17 protein-coding genes and 1 pseudogene are annotated in these 18,663 nt (G+C 47.8%); 2 read left to right on the forward strand and 16 right to left on the reverse strand.

Annotation, left to right across the window (positions count from 1 at the left end; translation table 11 throughout):
* Positions 1–7: 7 nt before the first annotated feature.
* The 6 genes from DFR60_RS16375 to DFR60_RS16400 form a co-directional block, all read right to left on the reverse strand.
* Positions 8–2,023 (reverse strand): transglycosylase SLT domain-containing protein, encoded by a 2,016-nt coding sequence (locus DFR60_RS16375; protein WP_243005097.1) that lies wholly within the window; start codon positions 2,021–2,023, stop codon positions 8–10.
* Positions 2,020–4,440 (reverse strand): hypothetical protein, encoded by a 2,421-nt coding sequence (locus DFR60_RS16380; RefSeq protein WP_110323862.1) that lies wholly within the window; start codon positions 4,438–4,440, stop codon positions 2,020–2,022. The genes DFR60_RS16375 and DFR60_RS16380 overlap by 4 nt, the downstream gene beginning before the upstream one ends.
* 107 nt (positions 4,441–4,547) lie before the next feature.
* Complete coding sequence (locus tag DFR60_RS16385; RefSeq protein WP_227808455.1) at positions 4,548–4,970, reverse strand: hypothetical protein; 423 nt, start codon at positions 4,968–4,970, stop codon at positions 4,548–4,550.
* Between the two features lie 306 nt (positions 4,971–5,276).
* Positions 5,277–5,519 (reverse strand): hypothetical protein, encoded by a 243-nt coding sequence (locus DFR60_RS16390; RefSeq protein WP_110323863.1) that lies wholly within the window; start codon positions 5,517–5,519, stop codon positions 5,277–5,279.
* Between the two features lie 375 nt (positions 5,520–5,894).
* Entirely contained in the window at positions 5,895–6,080 is a 186-nt protein-coding gene (locus tag DFR60_RS16395) for a helix-turn-helix domain-containing protein (protein ID WP_110323864.1), read from the reverse strand.
* Positions 6,073–6,510, reverse strand: a complete 438-nt coding sequence (locus DFR60_RS16400; protein WP_065548550.1) for a sigma-70 family RNA polymerase sigma factor — start codon at positions 6,508–6,510, stop codon at positions 6,073–6,075. Before DFR60_RS16400 ends, DFR60_RS16395 begins: the two co-directional genes overlap by 8 nt.
* A gap of 488 nt (positions 6,511–6,998) precedes the next feature.
* On the opposite strand from DFR60_RS16400, the gene DFR60_RS16405 reads away from it, so the two are divergent.
* Positions 6,999–7,313 carry a helix-turn-helix domain-containing protein gene (locus tag DFR60_RS16405; RefSeq protein ID WP_110323865.1) on the forward strand — a complete coding sequence of 105 codons (315 nt, stop codon included), beginning with the start codon at positions 6,999–7,001 and terminating at the stop codon, positions 7,311–7,313.
* Positions 7,314–7,460: 147 nt separating this feature from the next.
* Here the strand turns inward: DFR60_RS16405 and DFR60_RS16410 are convergent, their stop codons facing one another.
* The 10 genes and pseudogenes from DFR60_RS16410 to DFR60_RS16455 all read right to left on the reverse strand — a co-directional run bounded on the left by DFR60_RS16410 (position 7,461) and on the right by DFR60_RS16455 (position 17,941).
* On the reverse strand, positions 7,461–7,856 hold the full coding sequence (locus tag DFR60_RS16410; RefSeq protein WP_110323866.1) for a zinc ribbon domain-containing protein: 396 nt from the start codon (positions 7,854–7,856) through the stop codon (positions 7,461–7,463).
* Positions 7,856–8,314 carry a signal peptidase I gene (gene lepB, locus DFR60_RS16415; protein ID WP_110323867.1) on the reverse strand — a complete coding sequence of 153 codons (459 nt, stop codon included), beginning with the start codon at positions 8,312–8,314 and terminating at the stop codon, positions 7,856–7,858. The genes DFR60_RS16410 and lepB overlap by 1 nt, the downstream gene beginning before the upstream one ends.
* Positions 8,315–8,346: 32 nt before the next feature.
* Positions 8,347–8,676, reverse strand: coding sequence for a hypothetical protein (locus DFR60_RS16420; RefSeq protein WP_110323868.1), 330 nt, complete (start codon positions 8,674–8,676; stop codon positions 8,347–8,349).
* Positions 8,677–8,691: 15 nt separating this feature from the next.
* Positions 8,692–9,660, reverse strand: a complete 969-nt coding sequence (locus tag DFR60_RS16425; RefSeq protein WP_243005098.1) for a ParM/StbA family protein — start codon at positions 9,658–9,660, stop codon at positions 8,692–8,694.
* Between the two features lie 99 nt (positions 9,661–9,759).
* Entirely contained in the window at positions 9,760–10,323 is a 564-nt protein-coding gene (locus tag DFR60_RS16430; RefSeq protein WP_110323870.1) for a hypothetical protein, read from the reverse strand.
* Positions 10,324–10,597: 274 nt separating this feature from the next.
* Positions 10,598–11,515, reverse strand: coding sequence for a homoserine O-acetyltransferase MetA (gene metA / locus DFR60_RS16435; protein WP_110323871.1), 918 nt, complete (start codon positions 11,513–11,515; stop codon positions 10,598–10,600).
* Between the two features lie 3 nt (positions 11,516–11,518).
* Positions 11,519–13,456, reverse strand: coding sequence for an NAD-dependent DNA ligase LigA (gene ligA, locus DFR60_RS16440; RefSeq protein ID WP_341457968.1), 1,938 nt, complete (start codon positions 13,454–13,456; stop codon positions 11,519–11,521).
* Positions 13,457–13,918: 462 nt separating this feature from the next.
* Positions 13,919–14,680: pseudogene (locus tag DFR60_RS16445) on the reverse strand (pseudouridine synthase); the annotation flags it as partial.
* A 340-nt stretch (positions 14,681–15,020) separates the two neighbouring features.
* Entirely contained in the window at positions 15,021–17,594 is a 2,574-nt protein-coding gene (locus DFR60_RS16450; RefSeq protein ID WP_167437624.1) for a FeoB small GTPase domain-containing protein, read from the reverse strand.
* The gene (locus DFR60_RS16455) at positions 17,585–17,941 is read right to left on the reverse strand and encodes a FeoA family protein (protein WP_110323873.1); all 357 of its coding nucleotides are present in this window, start codon (positions 17,939–17,941) and stop codon (positions 17,585–17,587) included. The genes DFR60_RS16450 and DFR60_RS16455 overlap by 10 nt, the downstream gene beginning before the upstream one ends.
* 162 nt (positions 17,942–18,103) lie before the next feature.
* Here DFR60_RS16455 and DFR60_RS16460 point away from each other — a divergent pair, with 162 nt between their 5' ends.
* Positions 18,104–18,523 (forward strand): metal-dependent transcriptional regulator, encoded by a 420-nt coding sequence (locus tag DFR60_RS16460; RefSeq protein ID WP_002601302.1) that lies wholly within the window; start codon positions 18,104–18,106, stop codon positions 18,521–18,523.
* The last annotated feature ends 140 nt before the right edge of the window (positions 18,524–18,663 follow it).

Below are 18,663 nucleotides of genomic sequence, written 5' to 3' on the forward strand. Positions count from 1 at the left end.
ACCTCCTCTATGTACCTATAATCCAGAAAGCCCCGTCGTCCAGATCTCTGCCATACGACTGAATGGTATCAACGCTGTAAACCTTCCCGGTCCTGCTCCGGCTTCCCGGGTCAGCAATCGTTATGTATCCCTGTGCGTTTACTCCCGTGAGTACGATATAGTGTCCGCTGCTTCCCGATATGGTATTGGGGGCGCAGATTACCACAACCAGCTTCCCCTGCTTTAACGATTGGACCACCTCTGACATCCGGTTCTTCCCCACACGCTTTACTGTCAGCCCCCAATGGAGGGCCGCATTCCTGGGGAATGAATGGCTGGTACCCTGTCCGGAAACGTATTCCCCATGTTCAATGGAATAATCCGCTGTCATTTTAGGCGTTACCGTCTCTCCGGTTAAGGTAGATATGACAATCGCCATTGCGGTAGGGCCGCAGCCAGCGCTGCCAATGGTACTGCTGCCGTACTTCATACTTTTCCACGGCTCCTCTCCCTGATTAAAATATACGACTTCCTTCACACAGCCGGAAACCGTCTCATATGAAATGGCATCGCCCGCAGTATCAATATCCCCCATAATTCCATCTTCAGAAGCGCCCACACCCGTTATAAATTCCTTCCAGCTAAACATCTGAAATAGGATATCCTTCATGCTGCGCGTCCCATCCTGTATTGCCTGCAATAGTTTTACCACCAGGTTAAAAAGGGAGCGGCTTGTCACATATCGGTACTCATAGCCTGTGCTGGTTTCTGAAAGCTCACGGTTCAGCTTCAATAAAATAGAATACTGTGCAATCGTTATGGTTGTCTCTGTTTTCTCCTCCCCCTCGCCTTCGGAAATTGTCACTTCCCTGATTCTCGTTAAATTCCAGCCAAAAAACGTATCCAATTCCGATGCGATGGTTGCTTTCATCATGTTGAGGGAAACACTGTCTGAAGGATTTGCCGCAATCCCTCCGTCCGGGATATCGCCTCCCCCGCCCAACAGCGCCATCACCTTCGCTACATAGGCAGGTGTTTCCCCATTCTGGGGAATCCGGTATCCTGCGTCCCGCACCGCCTTTCCGCCTGCGTTATAGGCTGCTATCGCAAGCTCCAGACCGTTTGAATAGGCTGAAAATGCCTTGATTTGGGCAGCAATATACTTTGCGCCTCCCATAATGTTCTGCTGGGGGTCATAGGGGTCTGTAACGCCCAGTTCTCTTGCAGTAGCCGGCATCAGCTGCATAATGCCAATCGCCCCTGCGTGTGACACTGCGTTAGGGTTAAAATCAGACTCCGTTTTTGCCATTGCCTTTAGAAGGGAAACCGACACATCATAGGTAGCGGCCGCCAGTTCAAAATACGCATCGTATTCACTGGTTAAATCCGTAGAAAAAGAATCAGATCCGCCATATCCGCCAAAACTCCTAATCTGGGAACCGGTCCATTTTTCCTCAAACATAACTGCCAGGTACCGGCTTAACTGGGGAACCAGGACCTCCTCATACTCGTCCCTGATAATCTCGTATTCGTCACAGCCTGAGCCATCAAAATCAGCTTCGATTTCCTCCAGGATTGTGTCCCGCTTTTCCTCAATCAATGACAGAACCTCATTTTTCGCCTCCGGCTGTGACAGTACCGCCTCTATGCGTGTCTGCAAATTCAGCAATTCCGCCTGTCTGGCCTGGCTCACATAATCATCCGGGCTGCCAAAACCGATATAGGACAGCACCAGAGACAATAAATTCGCCACAATATACATGACAAGAAATATAATCACAAGCAGGGCGCCTATAAATTTCCAGAATGTCTTACTGGTAACGACCGCTGCAATCACTGCGCCCAGCGGCCCCCCTGCGGCAGCTCCCACCGTTGCTCCGGCAGAAGCCCCGCCGCTCCCGGCCGCGCCAATCGCCGCCTGGGCCGCCTGGACGGAATGGGCCGTCTGGTATACCTGATTTGCTGCTTTTGCTGCCTGGGCGGCTTTTTCAGCCGCCTGGTCAGGGAAATCAGAATCCAGTCCGTCTCCTCCTATTCTTCTCACCTCCCCTTGTTTTGCTTGGAACCATTCTTCCCTTTAGCCTGCTTTTCTGAAGGATTCTCCTTTTTAGGAGCTGGCTTCTGTTTCCTCTTAGGAACTTCCGGCAGGACTTCCTTATAGGTCTTTTCATAATGAACCTTGCCGTCCTTTTGCAAGGTCGCCTTGATACCGGACTGAACCGGTTCCAGCTTCACTTCATAGAACCGTTTTCCACCCGCCTCCACAACCTGGTGGGGCGTATTGGGCTTCTCATATTCATCTGCTGCAAATCTGGCATACTTCACTCCGTCATGTTCAAACTGCTGATACCCCCGATTGTCCGGTATGGATACGCCGTGTTTCTGATCCGGAACGCCCTGTCCGCCTCCAGATACGCCGCTGGATGTCAGGCTACCTCTGGTATCGTTTTCTGTTCTTCCCGGTTCAGCAGAACCTGCCGCCCCTGTCTGGGCCGTGATACTGCTTCCCGCTTCTGCTGTCATGCTGTTCTGACCTGCCACGGACTTATTCCCAGACACGCCGGCATCCGAACCAAACGGATTACCTGATACGCCCTGTGCATCTGCCATCTGCAAATGACCGCTTTCCTGGCCGCCTGACGCCACAGAGCCACCTTGAACCGAACCGTCTGTCCCCTCGCTCACATCAGCACTCTGGTAACCGGAATCAAAGGTAATACCGGAGCCTGCCGCACTGCTGTCATCAAACAATACCCCGTCTGTGTTCATCGTGCCCAGACTGTCTGTTAGGCCTGTATCCACACTGTCACCTGCGCCGATACTCATGCCGTCTGCCATTCCTGTGTCCATATTGTCTCCTGCGCCAATACCCACGCTGTCTGCCATGCCCGTGTCTGCATTGTCTCCTGCGCCGATACCCATGCCGTCTGCCATGCCCGTGTCCACATTATCTCCCGCAGCAATACCCACGCTGTCTGCAGCATTAGCGTCAATGCTGTCATAATCAGAAAATGCTCCGCCCATATTGGCTGCTTCAAATGTATCATCAGAATCAAACGGACCGGCTTCCACTGAATTTCCGTCCGCTTCAACCGCCCCATCAAAGTTTTCAGCCGGAATTGCCGCGTTTCCACCATAGTCCATATCAGAACTCATCATTCCAGAATCTATATCTCCTGAGAACGGACCTTCTGCATATTTGTCAGAAAGTGGTGTTTCAAATCCCATGCCATCGGCAGCTTTACCTTCTTCTGCCAAATCATTGCTCTTTGAGGACGGATTCTCCTGATAAGAAGGTACGCCCATATCCGCACCAAATGTTTGATTATCCGGCACAGCGGAATCCTTTGGCATACCATGAGGTTTCTCCTGGGAATCTCCATTCTTCTGCCCTGACATCGGCACGCCCATATCGGGACCATTTCCTGCCATGGCCGCTGAATCTGCACCGTTTGATGGCTTTCCGCCCATGCCGCTTGCACCTGGACCGCCCATCGGAATCGGGCTTCCCACACCGGAAGCCATACTCCCCGCCCCCGGACCTTTCCTGCCACCGGACGGTGAACCATGCCCTCCTGTAGAACCTCCAAACTGTGAAAATACACGTCCCAGCATCATCATAAGACCAAGACCGCCCATGCCAGGGCTTGTCCGGCCCAGATTGACGCCCAATGACGCCATATATGAATCGAGCTTAAACACAATTTTTCCAAATCCAACCAGACACAGAGTCGCTGCAAAAAATTTCGTAAATCCGTATCCGCTTGCCATCATATTTCCATATCCGCTTAAATAGACTTTCAGGCACCACGCATCCAATATAATAAGTACCACCTGCCCGCCAAACATCTTCGACCAGGAGGCCAGGATATTGTTCGTCGCTTTTGACCCGCCGGTTGCAAAGGCAAGAGGAGCCGTATACGAAAACACCCCAAGAAGGACATAGCGCTCCGCCATAATAAACAATAGCTTTAAATAATTCCAGGCAACCATAAACTGAATAATTACCAGCAATAACTGTATATTCAATGAGTCAATTCCCAGTCCTGATGTAACAGCTTCAGCCACGGAAGTAAAATCAGCAAAAGAAACAACCGTAATTTGAGTTCCCGTCACCCAGTCATACGGAGTTCCCGCCACATCCAGAACATAATTTACAATGCTTTTTGCCCCGGTCACCATGAAAAGACAGATGCAGCTCCGTATTACAAGTTCCATCGGATCTTCCGAATTTAAGTATTTTCCAAACATGCCCTTTAAAAGCTGCCAAATAAAAATGAGCAGTAAAATAGCAATCGCCAAAGGAACGATTGCCTCCCTGTATAAATCCTTTACCACGCTGAACAATTCCTCAAATAAATCCAGATTGCAGGACAGCAGTTCGGTAAAGACCTGATTGACAATCTCCATCATGTCAATGATAAACTGCGAACACTGCTCCCTGACCGCTTCAAGAAGCATTTGTATCAGCCATCCCATGCTTTATGGTATGTTCTTAGTCCTATAGACTTTCCAGTCAAATACCCCTCCTTTCCGCCGGGGAAGCGCCGGCAATTTTTTAGACTTTGTTAACCGCTAAACTCACTCTTTGGTATGATTTTTTCCATGTAGGTTACGATAGCCCCAAGCGTCATTAATACAGCCCAGCAGACCACAATCCGTTTCAACCACGCCCGCGACTCGTCCACTGTCTTTCCTGATTTTGAGAAGTTCATCAAAAACAGGCACACAGCCGAACACACCACCGCTGCCACCGTAGCAATTCCGGCAACGTCCTTGTAAACGTTCTGCATGGCACTTTTGGCAATATCAAAAATATCGTCTGCCGATACCGGCATAATCAGGCAGGCCGTACAGGTCACGACCATAAATGCAAAAAACGCAATCTGCGGGATAAAGATTAACATACGGCTGCGCTGAACCCGCTGCAGCTCTGCCATCATGCCCGCTGCTTCCACCTCTGCCATTTCCTTCATATTCTTCCACTGCATTTGTACTTTTCCAGAATGCAACTTCCCTTCACCTCCAATTCCAATATTCGGACAATAAAAAAGCAACCATTCCGAAAAATGATTGCCTGTCCCCACCGATTCAGTTGTATCAGATATTATGGCCTCCCATCATGTCCTCATGCATAAAATCTGACCTTATCATTATAATTCTTTTAAAATTGTGTGTCAATAATGTTGCTGGTGCAATAGTGTCTCATAATAGTCTCAATGTTATTGCACAGAGAAAAAGAGGGCCGAAACACTTTAAGCCCTCTCATCTTCTACTTTATTTTGCTTTCCTCCTTATCAGCTTGCCTTTTTCGCCATCGTCATCGCAACAGGAAAATAATCAATTCGATAACACAGATTTGCTGTCTCAAAGCAGGCATGATCCAGTGCGATTTCCACAATCCGCTTCACTCTCGCCGTTTTTAATCTTCTGCCATTATAGAAATAGCAGGCGGGTTCCCCTACCTGGAGCGGAAATTCCAACATCCCGGAAATCAGTATGCTGCGTTTCTCACAGAGATTTGATAACATTTGACTCATACGATACCTCCTTGCCTTTGACTGTACCTCTCATTGCCAACTTGTCTTTCCTGGAACATTTTTGATATTGCTGTCATTCTTCTGGTGAATTGCTTCTCTTCTAACTGCTTTTTCCTTCCAACCAATTCTCTCTATCTATTGTCATAACCCTCCTTTCCCAAAACAAAAAAAGACACCTAAACGTCATCAAACATTTAAGTGTCTTTCTTACAGTCCCTGCACAGGACTTCTTATTAAGGCAATCGCCAATTCTTTACCTTCCGAATCAGTCCGGAACAAACTATGAAACATTCTTCAAAAGAACGTTAAATCAATATCACCTCCAGATTATCACAATATATAGTTCATGTCAACTACGCCGATAACTATATACAGTCATTTTGTGAACTTATATACGCAGCGAATCATAGTATGTACCTGCTCATAATAGAGGTCCTCATCAAATCTGCCGCAGATCATGGAATAATTAATCAGTAACGGACGATACATTTCTATGAGTTTCATTAATGCTTCTTTATCGCCCATCTTAGCAAGTTCCAGTAAACCTTCAAATTCAACCATGCTGCATCTCCCTTCTCAGCTTTTTCAACGTATTGTAATAAGTATCAACCACCTTTTTTACCGGAATATGGAGCCGCCCCGCGATCTCCTCAAAACTCATTCCGTTAATAATACGCCAGAAAATCATACGCTTCCTTTCATCACTCAGGTTCGTAAGCGCAGCCAGTAACCGTTCATTCTCAATCAAATTGAGAAGCTGCCTCACATCCCCAAAGTCTTCGCATAGTCTGCCGACCTGTTCCTCTAAATGCTGATAATAGTCTCCCATGCGGGACTCTGCTTCCATATAGGCGGAATCCTCAATCGGAATCTCCCGTTCCTGAATTCTGACATGCCTTTTGATATATTTAATTTTCGTATTCCTCACTGCTGTTTTGAGATATGCTCCAAACGAATCCTGCGTAGAAAACTCTTTATTTTTGCCTTCCATTTAATTTCCTCCATCTCGATTTTTCATCTGAAAATGGAGGTTTCCGGCGGCGACCGGCAGTGCGGTAATGGACCATTCGCCGCATAATATAACAAAATTCGACAAAAAAAGACCGCTGGATATATAATCCAACGGCTGTCTGAATAATTATGAACGATTATTTCATATACTAATACGGTTAATGGTTCATGTAGCACCGCATAAATATAGTATGATTGTTTCTTCCTTTTTTTAACATCACTACGCTATTTTGCGTATTTTTTAATTTTTCTCTTTCATTTCCCATGCTGCCCCAATTCTGCAGCCATAAAAAACACGCCAAAGCGCCAGAATAGGCTGCATTTTTTTATTAGCAGCTATTCCTGGTTTTGGCGTGCTTTGTGAACTATTATTTCACTTTTAATTGAGGGGTATAGCTCGTTTTCATTTTCATCCAATAAATATAGTATTAATCAAAGTGAACTATTACTCGTTACCGGAGGTGAACTATGGAGAGTTTTCTTGTACAACTTGGTTCCATTATTAAACAGGCAAGAATTGAAGAAGGGTTGACACAGGCACAACTGGCAGAAAAGGCTGATATAAGCACCCGTTATTTAATGGACATCGAAAATAAAAACGATATTCCCAGCCTAAAAGTTTTTATTGCTTTGATTCGGGCCTTACGGCTTTCTTTAGACCCGCTTCTGTATCCCGGCACGGAAGGCACTGAAAAACTGTACCGGCTTCTGTCACAGTGCAATGATAAGCAGATTGCTGTCATTACAGCCATGACCCAAACCATGCTGGGTGTGGATTTCTAATACCTTTATTATATCAAAAGCCATATTACAAATTCTGACTTTTCTCATGCGTTTTTCATGTTTTTTTGTCAAAAATCCGGACAAATGACTCTGAAATCAAATGCCCGGATTTATTTCACCAATAAAACTTTTTTCGCACAATCTCTTTCAGGCAATACCGTCTATGACTTCCTCCTCAATCCGCCTGAACACCGCATCAATTTCATGGTCCTTCACGTCCCATTTCTCCGCTTCATTAAATTCAACCATATCCTCTGTTCCCCATAAATCCTTGTGAACAATATAACCGCAAGACGGGCAAAAATTACTGTCTTCCGGAATGACCGCCTCACAAAGCGGACATCTCCTGTCCGGCCGGTAATTTACAAATATCTTCGAGATTGTTTTAAGCTGCAGCGCCGTCTGGATCATAAGCAGGATAACCACAGGACATTTCTTTTTCTGCCAAAACCAGAATCCAGCCATTACCGGCAGACAAATCAAATTTAATATTCCACAGTGCATTGCTTCATCATAAATAACATCTATATTTCTCTTATTCATCACTTACCTCCGAATTTGTTTTCCGGGTACATTACGGTTCCCATCACTTCCTGCATTGGAATAAAACCAACCATTCTTGAGTCCCTTGAGTGATTCCGGTTATCCCCCAAAACATATACGCTCTCAGGCGGCACAACCCAGTCCCCATTCTCATGCTCATACGGTTCTTTTATATATTCCTCCACTAAAACTTCTCCATTTACCCATATCTCCCCATCAGATACGAAAACGGTATCCCCCTCCACCGCGATGACCCTCTTAATGATACGCTTATGAAGCACTTTGGAATCAATAACCACAACATCACCGCGCTGTGGCAAGGTTCCCATTCTCACAACTACAATATCCCCCTGGGACAGTGCCGGTTCCATGGAACTTCCGCTCACTGCCGCCAGCCGGTAATAATTACTGATCCACAGGGCTGCCAATACGGCCAGCCCTATATTCATAACTACCATATATCTCCGCTTTGTTCTGATAAACAACCACCCTACTTTCTGCGGAACATATGATTGGTATTTTTCAGAAGTGCGATTTCTTCCTCAGCCATCTTATATTCCTCTTCTAATTCATTATCTGGTACAGAACTGTTTTCTTTCTTTATATCCCTTTTTGCCTTTTCCTCTTTTGTGATACCTCCCGGCCGTTCCTCATGATCTGAATCCGAAGCTGGAATTTCCTCATTATACGCCAGCACTGCCCTCGCAACATACCTGGCAATCTTCCTCCCCTGGGAGTTCAGTATTTGGGCAGCCAGCCGGTGCCGGTCATCGTCCGGATCAAACCGGATTGTAAATCTGTACTCATCTTTTTTTCCCATCACTGCCCTCCCAGACTAAGACGCGCGGTCCGCCAGATACAGTTTCTTATACCCCTTTGCATTTGCCAGTGAATCATAGATGATATGATACTCACCGCGATACCGAATCCACACCTCTTTTATTACCTCCGCTAAAAGCATGGAACCTCCGCCCACAAAAATGGTTGTGATGGAATTAAAGTCAATTCCGATTTCCCGGAAAATCCCCAGGGTATTGACCACATATTCGTAAACCACGCTTCTAATTAAATCTTTTATCTCCGCTGACAGCAAGGAATTTTTCTCCCCGATTACCAGGTCTATATCCGAGTCCTCCAAAAGAATATCAAGTTGTTTTCTCACCCGGTTCCGTATCTCATTGTACAGCGGTATAACCCCTTTTTCCAAAGAGTCAAATATCTCTGTATCCGGCTCCCCATAACGGAGCAGCAAATAATCCAGTGTAAATCCGCCAATGTCAACAATCAGTACCTTTGCCAACTGCCTCAGCTTCATATCCTTAGAATACATGACGGCCGCCGCATATGCCTGGATATACGATACAACATCCCGATAACAGATCAGATACTCTCTGCCGCCATACCGGAAAGAGACCGGTTCTTCGTCTCTCCTGAAATAGTTTTCAAATTTCTCATATAACCCCGAAAAATCAGCCGGCGGAAGCCCCACAAGAAGTTCCACGCCAACCGGACGGTTCGGCACCGGGCGGTAAATTCCCCGGTTCAGCCGGTCCTCCAGCTCCCTTGCCACCCCCATGAGTGTCAGAATATAATACCGCTCGTCAAACGTCTTATCCTTCATGTACGCAATCCGCCTGTTGGACGGAGTATAGAATTTCCCCTTATACTCCAGGACTTTTGTATCCATTTTGGGAGGCATGATCTCCATTTCATTTAACCCGGACTGAAATGCAAAATGCTCCGTCTTGATTTGCTTATTGCCTGTATCCACCGATATAACCATATAAGTTCTCCTCTCTTTCATTCCTCTCGTTTTCCTTAAACGTATACAATACGTCCGGTTACAACTCTACTTTAATAAATCCGCCGGCTCTGTGTGAACCGTATTTTTAAAATAAATAAATTATTTTTCATCTTCTGTCCATGCCTCCTGAAAATGCTGAAGAAGCTCCCTGCTCTCGTCCTCATAGCCCCATAAAATGCCGCGTAAGGCCTTCAGCGCCTCGTTACGCCATCTGAAATAAGTCGCCCGGTTAATTCTCGGTATCTTAGGGAAATGTGGCTCTAAGTTATCTAAAATCTCTGAAACGTTCTCCGGCTTATAGGCCGATAAATAAGTATAGTAAATAACCCAGTAGAATTTCTCCCCCTGGGGATGATAGCGCCTCATCAGTTCCACCGACTCGTCAATCAGGCGCAGGAACTTATTGGAGCTGCTGATTACTTCCACCCGCCCCCGGATATTAGCCGCGTCCTCATTCAGATCCATACCGGCTTCATATATCTGGTTTAGAAATTCGTCAACGTCGGAACCATATTCAGCCTGGAATCTTCTCTTTACCTGCCCGATTTTGACCTGCATCCGCCAGTTGACAGAGCGGTAGATTTTCAGCAGTGTGATAATGTCGTGATATGCCTCGTTGTCCTTACCTGTATCTTTCTTTGTAATAACTCCTGATTTTCCCATGATTGCCTCCACTCATATATTGAATTGAAAATCCCCTCGTTCATGAGAATAAAATTAAAAAAGGCATTATAAGCCGGTTTGACTTATAACACCTTTAGTACGCATTTTTCTTTATTAATAGTAACAATTTTCCTGTTTTGATCTACGCCATTTTGCTTCTTGATTTACGCCATTTTTACGCCATTTTTTTAATAAATTGCGGTATTTTACGATAAATTATGATACCTTCATGATTTTTCCTAAAACGCTGGAATCCCTGTAAAATCAAGCATTTTCAGGCTTCTTCATCCCACTGGTAAGGAGTAGTCTGATATACGTAGAAATTCAGCCAGTTGGCATACAGCGTGTTCGCCGCATTCCTCCAGGAGAGCACCGGTACTGCGAAGGGATCGTTATCCTCATAGTAATTGCATGGGAGTTCCGGATTGAGTCCCTTTGTTAAATCCCTGTGATACTCATTATTCAAAGTCATGCGGTCGTACTCCGGATGGCCCTGGACAAACACCTGGCTTCCGTCGCGCTTCATCACCAGATAGACGCCCGCCTCCTCTGACACTGCAAGAATTACCAGATCAGACACCTTCTCAATGTCCTTTCTGCGCACCTCTGTATAGCGGGAATGCGGAGCCATGATAAAATCGTCCATACTGCGCACCAGCGGCACCTTGCGGTCCAGAACCTTATGGCGGTAAATGCCGGAAAGCTTCTTTTCCCGTTTGTATTTCGGTATCCCGTAATGGTAGTAGAGTCCGGCCTGGGCTCCCCAGCAGATATGTAAGGTGCTTGTCACATGACTCTTGCCCCATTCCATAATCGTCTGAAGCTCTTCCCAGTAATTGACCTCCTCATACTCTAAGTTCTCCACAGGCGCGCCGGTGATGATCATACCGTCAAACTTCTTATTCTTAATCTCGTCAAAGTAAACATAAAACTTGTTCAAATGGCTGGCCGACGTATTTTTCGACGTATGGGTGGCCAGCATCAGAAACGTGCAGTCCACCTGAAGAGGCGTATTGGAGAGCGCCCGCAGAAGCTGCGTCTCCGTGTCCTCCTTCACCGGCATCAGATTTAAAATAAGAATCTCCAGAGGGCGGATGTCCTGGCTCATCGCCCGGTCCTCCGCCATGATGAAGATATTCTCTTTTTCCAGTATCGCCTTCGCAGGCAGATCTTTTTGTACTTTAATTGGCATATTTTACTCCCCCAGCATCTTTATAAACTCTTCCTCGGATATGATCGGCACGCCTAAATCCTTGGCCTTCTTATTCTTGGAAGAATTGGACGCCACGTCATTGTTGATCAGATACGTTGTCTTCGAAGTTACAGAGCCTGTGGCCTTACCTCCCCGCACTTCGATGGCCTCCTGCAGTTCCTTTCGGTTGGCAAAATGTTCCACGCTTCCGGTGATTACAAAGGTCATGCCCTCAAAGATGGCCTCCTCCGTGGATTCCTCCTCCTGCTCAAATGTGAGTTCTGAAAGCAGGTGGTCCACAATCTCCTGATTCTTCTCATCGTCAAAGTAGCGGATCCATGCATCGGCTAAGACTCCGCCGATTCCATCGACCTCGATCAGCTCCTCCGCTGTAGCATGACGCATGCGGTCAAAATCGAACTTAAACTTCCGGCACAGCATCTTCGCATTGGCCAGACCGATCCCGGATATCCCAAGGCCGTAAACCATCCGTGCAAGAGTCGTGTGGGACGCGGTCTCTGTCGCCCGGATTAAATTATCATAGGACTTCCGGCCGAAGCCTTCCATCTGGGTAATCGTCTCCTCATGCCGGTCAAGATGAAAAATATCTGCAAACTCCTTAATAAAACCGGCGCCGATAAATTTCTCCAGGGTCGCCTCCGAAAGGCCGTCGATGTTCAGCGCGTCGCGGCTGACAAACAAGGCGAAGCTCTTGATGCGCTTGGCCTGGCAGTCTGGATTCGTGCAGTAAAGGCTGCGGACATCGCCTACCTGGCGCACCTCCGTCTTGCCGCCGCAGACCGGACATTCCTCCGGAATCCTGATCTTTCCGCTTCTGGTCAGGTTATCGGCAATTTGCGGGATAATCATATTGGCCTTATAAACCGTGATGGTGTCGCCCTCGCCCAGAGCCAGGGACTCCATAATGCTTAAATTGTGTACGCTGGCGCGGCTCACCGTGGTTCCCTCCAGCTCTACCGGTTCGAACACGGCGACCGGATTGATTAAACCGGTTCGTGACGGGCTCCACTCGATATATTCCAGCTTCGTCTCCCTAATCTCGTCTGCCCATTTAAATGCGATCGCATTTCTCGGGAATTTGGCGGTCCGTCCCAGAGATTCTCCGTAAGCGATGTCGTCCAGAAGAAGCACCAGGCCATCGGAAGGGATATCGTAGCCGGAAACGGCTTCAGCAAACTCTTCCACCGCCTCCGGCAGCGTCTCCGCCGTAACGGTCTTGTACTCCACCACATCGAATCCCTGTCTCTCCAGCCACTCAAACTGTTCCTGCCGGGAGTTCTTAAAATCCACACCCTCGGCCGTAACCAGAGCAAATGCCTCAAAATTCACGTTCCGCTCCGCCGTGATCTGGCTGTTCAGCTGACGGACCGAGCCGCTGCATAAGTTTCTGGGATTCTTATATTTGGCATCCACATCGTCGATGGCCTCATTAATCCGGTTGAATTCCGAATAACGGATGACGGCCTCGCCGCGCAGCACCAGTTCTCCCTGAAAGGAGATGGTGACCGGCACGTTCGCAAACACTCTGGCGTTGCTGGTAATGACCTCGCCGATCTCTCCGTTGCCGCGGGTAACAGCCTTCTTAAGCGTTCCGCCGCTGTAAGTGAGGACAACGGTCAGTCCATCCAGCTTCCATGAGAGAATACCCGTCTGATCGCCCAGCCATTCCTGTAAATCGGCCGTGCTCTTCGTCTTGTCCAGCGACAGCATGGGACTCTCGTGGCGCTCCTTCGGAAGTTCGGAGAGCACCTCATATCCTACGTTCTGAGTTGGGCTCTTGGACAGCACAACTCCGGTCTCCTTCTCCAGTTCCACCAGCTCGTCGTACAATTTATCGTATTCGTAGTTGCTCATGATCTCACGGCTTTCCTGATAATACGTCTTCGCCGCGGCCGTAAGAGTAGCAGCCAATTCTTTCATTCTGCTGATTTTCTCGTCCACTTACAATCTCCTTTTCACTGCGTTCTTTCCTTATTAATGCATGATTGTTGTATTGCTGTTTATGATCGATAGTTCTGGGTTCTGGTTCCGGCCACTATATACGATTTTTTATTTGACCACTTATACCGACCACTCTTCCTTATCATACCGGAAAAAGTGCCTCTCCATGCATCACTTCCGCTTCCCAGGGGCTTTTTTTCGTTTATCTGTCCGAACTTCTGGATTTTCATTCCGACTTTTTTCATTTTTCGTACGGTATTTTGTATCCTCATTCCAGACTTTTTCATTTTTCATGCGGTATTTTTGATCTTCATTCCGGCCTTTTTCATTTTTTGTCCGACCTTTTAGATCTTCATTCCGGCTTTTTTCATTTTTCGCTCGGTATTTTGAGTCTTCGTTCCGGCCTTTTTCATTTTTTCCCCGATCTTTTTCATTCACCGTCCGGTCTTTTAAGGAAAGGCTGGATGTATCTTCCAGCCGGCGCATCAGCTCCGCGTATTCCTTCTTCGATACAGGCCGTGATTCACCGGCTTTTAGATCGCCCAGCTCTATATTTATGATTCTGACACGCTTCAGTTTTCGCACCTTGCAGCCCAGCTGCTCGCACATCCTGCGGATCTGGCGATTCAGTCCCTGGGTCAGTATAATACGGAACGATTTTTCTCCCGTCATCTCTGCGAAACACGGTTTTGTCGTCACATCCAGCTCCGGGAGAAAGACTCCTTTTCTCATCTTCTGAATAAATTCCGGTTTCACCGGCCGGTCAATAAACACGAGATACTCTTTCTCATGGCCGTTGCTGCCGCGCATCAGACGGTTCACTAAATCGCCCTGGTTGGTCATCAGAATCAATCCTTCAGACTCCTTATCGAGACGTCCCACCGGATAAATCCGCACAGGGCTGTCCACCATGTCCACAATATTGGGAGCACGGTCCTTGTCCGAGGTGGTGCAGACGATTCCGCACGGCTTATGCACCGCTAAGAGCACCCGGTCCGGTTTCTCCTCGGCGCCCTTTGTTCCTGCCGCAATTGTCCGTCCATTACAGACAACTGTTTCTCCATTTTTTATCTTCTGTCCCGGAACGGCGGTTCTTCCGCCGACCGTTACCTTACCTTCTTCTATCAGCCGGTCTGCTTCCCTTCTGGAGCAGATTCCAGCCCCGCTTAAGAATTTATTCAGGCGGATTCCGTCATCACCCATGTCTTATCTCCTTTTGCTCATTAAGTAAAAATTATATCATTGTTCCATGGCAGAAGTCAATTTATTCCGGGAAACGATTTGCGGAATTTTCCAATTTATCCGTGTGTCACGTACGTTTGAGCGTAATCTCTTAAAAGGTAATCTCCTAATTACTCTGTCCATATACGTAGGAAGGCCCAAGGTAAGGCAACTATTCGTACTCCGTCGCACACTTTGGATGAAAGGGAGGCAGAGGTCTCATCAGTTTTCATTACAAAATATGCAAAAGCCCCCAGGAAGCAAACCATACATCCAGCAATATGGTTTGCTGCCTGGGGGCCCCCTCTAAACGTCTACATTCCTACAAAAACGCTCTTGCTATAGTCGTAAACAAAAAGCATACAACAATTCCGGTAACTGTAGGAACCAGGAAGGAAGCAATCGTCCACTTCACACTCTGGGTCTCTTTTTTGATTGTAAGGCAGGTGGTGGAACAAGGCCAGTGCATCAGGGAGAACAGCATGGTACTGACAGCCGTGATCCAGGTCCAGCCGTGGCTCACCAACAGATCTCTTAGTACTGACAGATCGCTGATATCCAGCAGACTTCCCTCTGCCATATAGGCCATGATGATGATCGGCACCACGATCTCATTTGCCGGGAATCCGAGGATAAAGGCCAGCAGTATGACGCCGTCCATTCCGATGACCTGGGCGAACGGATCCAGAAATCCGGAACAGTGCGCAAGGAGTGTCGCATCGCCCACGGAAATATTGGCCATCAACCAGATGATGAGTCCCGCCGGTGCCGCGACTACGATGGCACGGCCCAAGACGAACAGGGTTCTGTCAAAAATCGAGCGGACAATGACTTTTCCAATCTGCGGCTTCCGGTATGGCGGCAGTTCCAGCGTAAAGGAAGAGGGAACGCCTTTTAATACCGTGGCGGACAGAATCTTCGAGATCAGAAGTGTCATGAGCACTCCCAGGACGATGACTCCGGCCAGAATTGCAGCGGACAGGACTGAGGAGAATGCCCCGGCAGCGCTTCCTACGAAAAACATGGTAATAATGGCGATCATCGTCGGGAAACGTCCGTTACAGGGCACGAAGTTATTGGTGATCATGGCGATCAGCCGCTCCCTCGGAGAATCGATAATACGGCATCCGATGATTCCGGCGGCATTGCAGCCAAATCCCATACACATGGTCAGTGCCTGTTTTCCGCAGGCGGCACACCGTTTGAAGCACCGGTCCAGGTTAAATGCAACTCTTGGAAGGTAACCAAAGTCTTCCAGCAGCGTAAACAACGGGAAAAAGATTGCCATTGGAGGCAGCATAACCGATATTACCCATGCCAGCACGCGGTAAACACCGTGGACGAGGAGATCGTTCAAAACAACCGGCATACCGACGGCCAGGAACAGTTCACTGATCCGGTCCTCCAACCAGAACAGACCGTTGCTTAACATTTCTGACGGATAGTTGGCTCCCGTAATCGTCAGCCAGAAAACGCCTAAAAGAATCAGAAACATAATGGGAAATCCGGTTGCTTTGCTTGTAAACAGACGGTCCAGAAGACGATCCTTCTTATCATACTTCTGATTCTCATACACCACCGCTCCCCGGCAGATAAACTCTGCTTTTCGGACAAATACCGATGCCATGTCATCGCTTACGCGCTTCTGCGTGATGCCCCGTTCCTTCCACTCTTCCCGAATTTCCGCCAGAAGGGAGCTTACTTCCAGCGATTCTGCCACGGGAGCGAGATATTTGCGGACGGCTTCCATCAGGTTCTCATTGGAATCCAGGAGACGGGCGCAGAGCCAGCGTATATTGACGCCTTCGCCAGCCGTCTTCTTTACCACAGGTGTGAGCCGGGCGATGGCCGCCTCGATGTATTCCGGATACCGGATAAGAATCCGCGGCGCCGGATTTTCATCAAATCGTCTGTCTGCTGCCTTCTCTGCTGTTTTTCTAACTTCGTTTTCTATGTCTTTTACTTTTTCAGCCTCTGATTCCGCTGTTTCCATATTTCTTGCTTCTATATCTCTTGCTTCTATATCTCTTGCTTCTATATCTCTTGCTTCTATATCTCTTGCTTCTATGTTTTTTGCTTCCGCCTCTGCTTCCGTATCCTCCGTATTCACATCTGTTGGGGATACATCTGCGCTTTCTTTGACTTCTGCTTCGACTTCTGCTTCTTTTGATCCCGCTTCCTCTATTTTCATTTTCGCTTCCGCATTTTCTGTTTCTTCTGCTTCCACTTCTGCTTCTGCTTCCAATTCCACGTCTTCCACGTCCACAGCTTCCATCTCAGCATAATCGCCCTCCACCACTTCCATGTTTTGGGCGCTCTCCAGCCTCTTGTTCAACTCCAGCACATGTTTCAGGCCTTCATAAATCTGTTCCAGTCCTTTTCCGCTCCTGGCCGCAGTTCCAATGACAGGCACACCCAGGCGCTCCTCCAGGACATCGAACCGGATAGAGATTGATTTTTTCTTAGCCTCATCCATGAGATTGACGCAGACCACCGCCCGCCGGTTAGCCTCCAGAATCTGAAGCACCAGATTTAAATTTCGTTCCAGACAGGTGGCATCACAGACAACGATAACTGCGTCCGGATTTTCAAAACAGATAAAATCTCTTGCCACCTCTTCCTCTGTGGAATGGGCCATCAGAGAGTAACAGCCAGGGATATCCACCATCACATATCCCTGCTCTCCGTCGTTTGCATAGCCCTGGGCGTTTGCCACTGTTTTTCCTGGCCAGTTTCCGGTGTGCTGATTCATTCCTGTCATTTCATTAAATACGGTACTCTTTCCCACATTCGGGTTGCCGGCCAGGGCGATCACCTTATCGTCTTCCTGGCGCTTCCTGATTTCCAGCCCGCAGTCTACGGACTTGATTCCGACAGAATCTCTGCTTAACCCCATATTACGTCCTCCGTTTCCTCCTGTTCTGACTTGCCCTCACAGATCGAGGCAGTATCTGCGGCCGAAACCATGCCTGGATTCTTCTCCGCTTTTGCTTTCCGGTATCCCGGCTCCATCCTGCATACCATCACACGTCCGGAGTCTTCACTCCTCAGCGCAATGACGGCCCCGCGGATCACATAAGCGCAGGGATCTCCCAGAGGGCTCTTCCCCACACACTCCACCACGGTTCCTTCAATCAGACCGATGTCCTGAAGACGTCGTCTCATATCATCAAAAACGGCCAGCTCGGATATAACTGCCTTCTGGCCCTTTTTTAAATCGGTTAACTGGATTACTTCTGTCATTAAAATTTACCTCCGAAAATGTTTCCATATCCTAACATATGCGAAGGCTGGTACAGTGGTTCCGCAGGATTTTTGCATTTTTTCAGACAGCAGGCCTGTCATAGAACGTTCACCGCCGGAATATACTAAACTGATATGCGGATACCGACAAGGAGGTAACAAATGGACCAGGAAGATAATTTTTATACATTAAAAGGCTATTCCCTGCTGGAACACGTTCAGATCACCTACTCCATGGAGGACTATTTGGAAATGATCTGCCGCCTCAGTCAGGACGGCACTCCGGTCCGGATCGGAGACCTCGCCAAATGCCTTCATGTCCGGCCTTCATCCGCCTCAAAAATGGCCGGAAACTTACGCAGCAGCGGGCTTGTTCGGTTTGAAAAATACGGTACGGTCACGCTGACCGAGGCGGGTCTTCAGCTTGGGCGCTATCTCCTGTTCCGCCATACGGTGCTGCAGAATTTCTTCTGCTATATCAATCAAACCACCGATGAACTGGAACAGGCCGAGAAAGTAGAGCATTTCATCGATCCGAAAACCGTGTATAATTTAAAAAAATGGCTGGATAAATTTACATAGACAGTCTTGTGCGAATCCGTAATTCGTCGTATACTATAGGTTACACGATGAAATTGTAACAGTTCAGACGGCACATCTTCTTGACCGAAAAAGCCGGTCAAGAAGCATCGGATATTCATCCGATGTGAAAATTGGCGCAT

Source organism: Hungatella effluvii, assembly GCF_003201875.1.
GTDB classification, from domain to species: domain Bacteria; phylum Bacillota; class Clostridia; order Lachnospirales; family Lachnospiraceae; genus Hungatella; species Hungatella effluvii.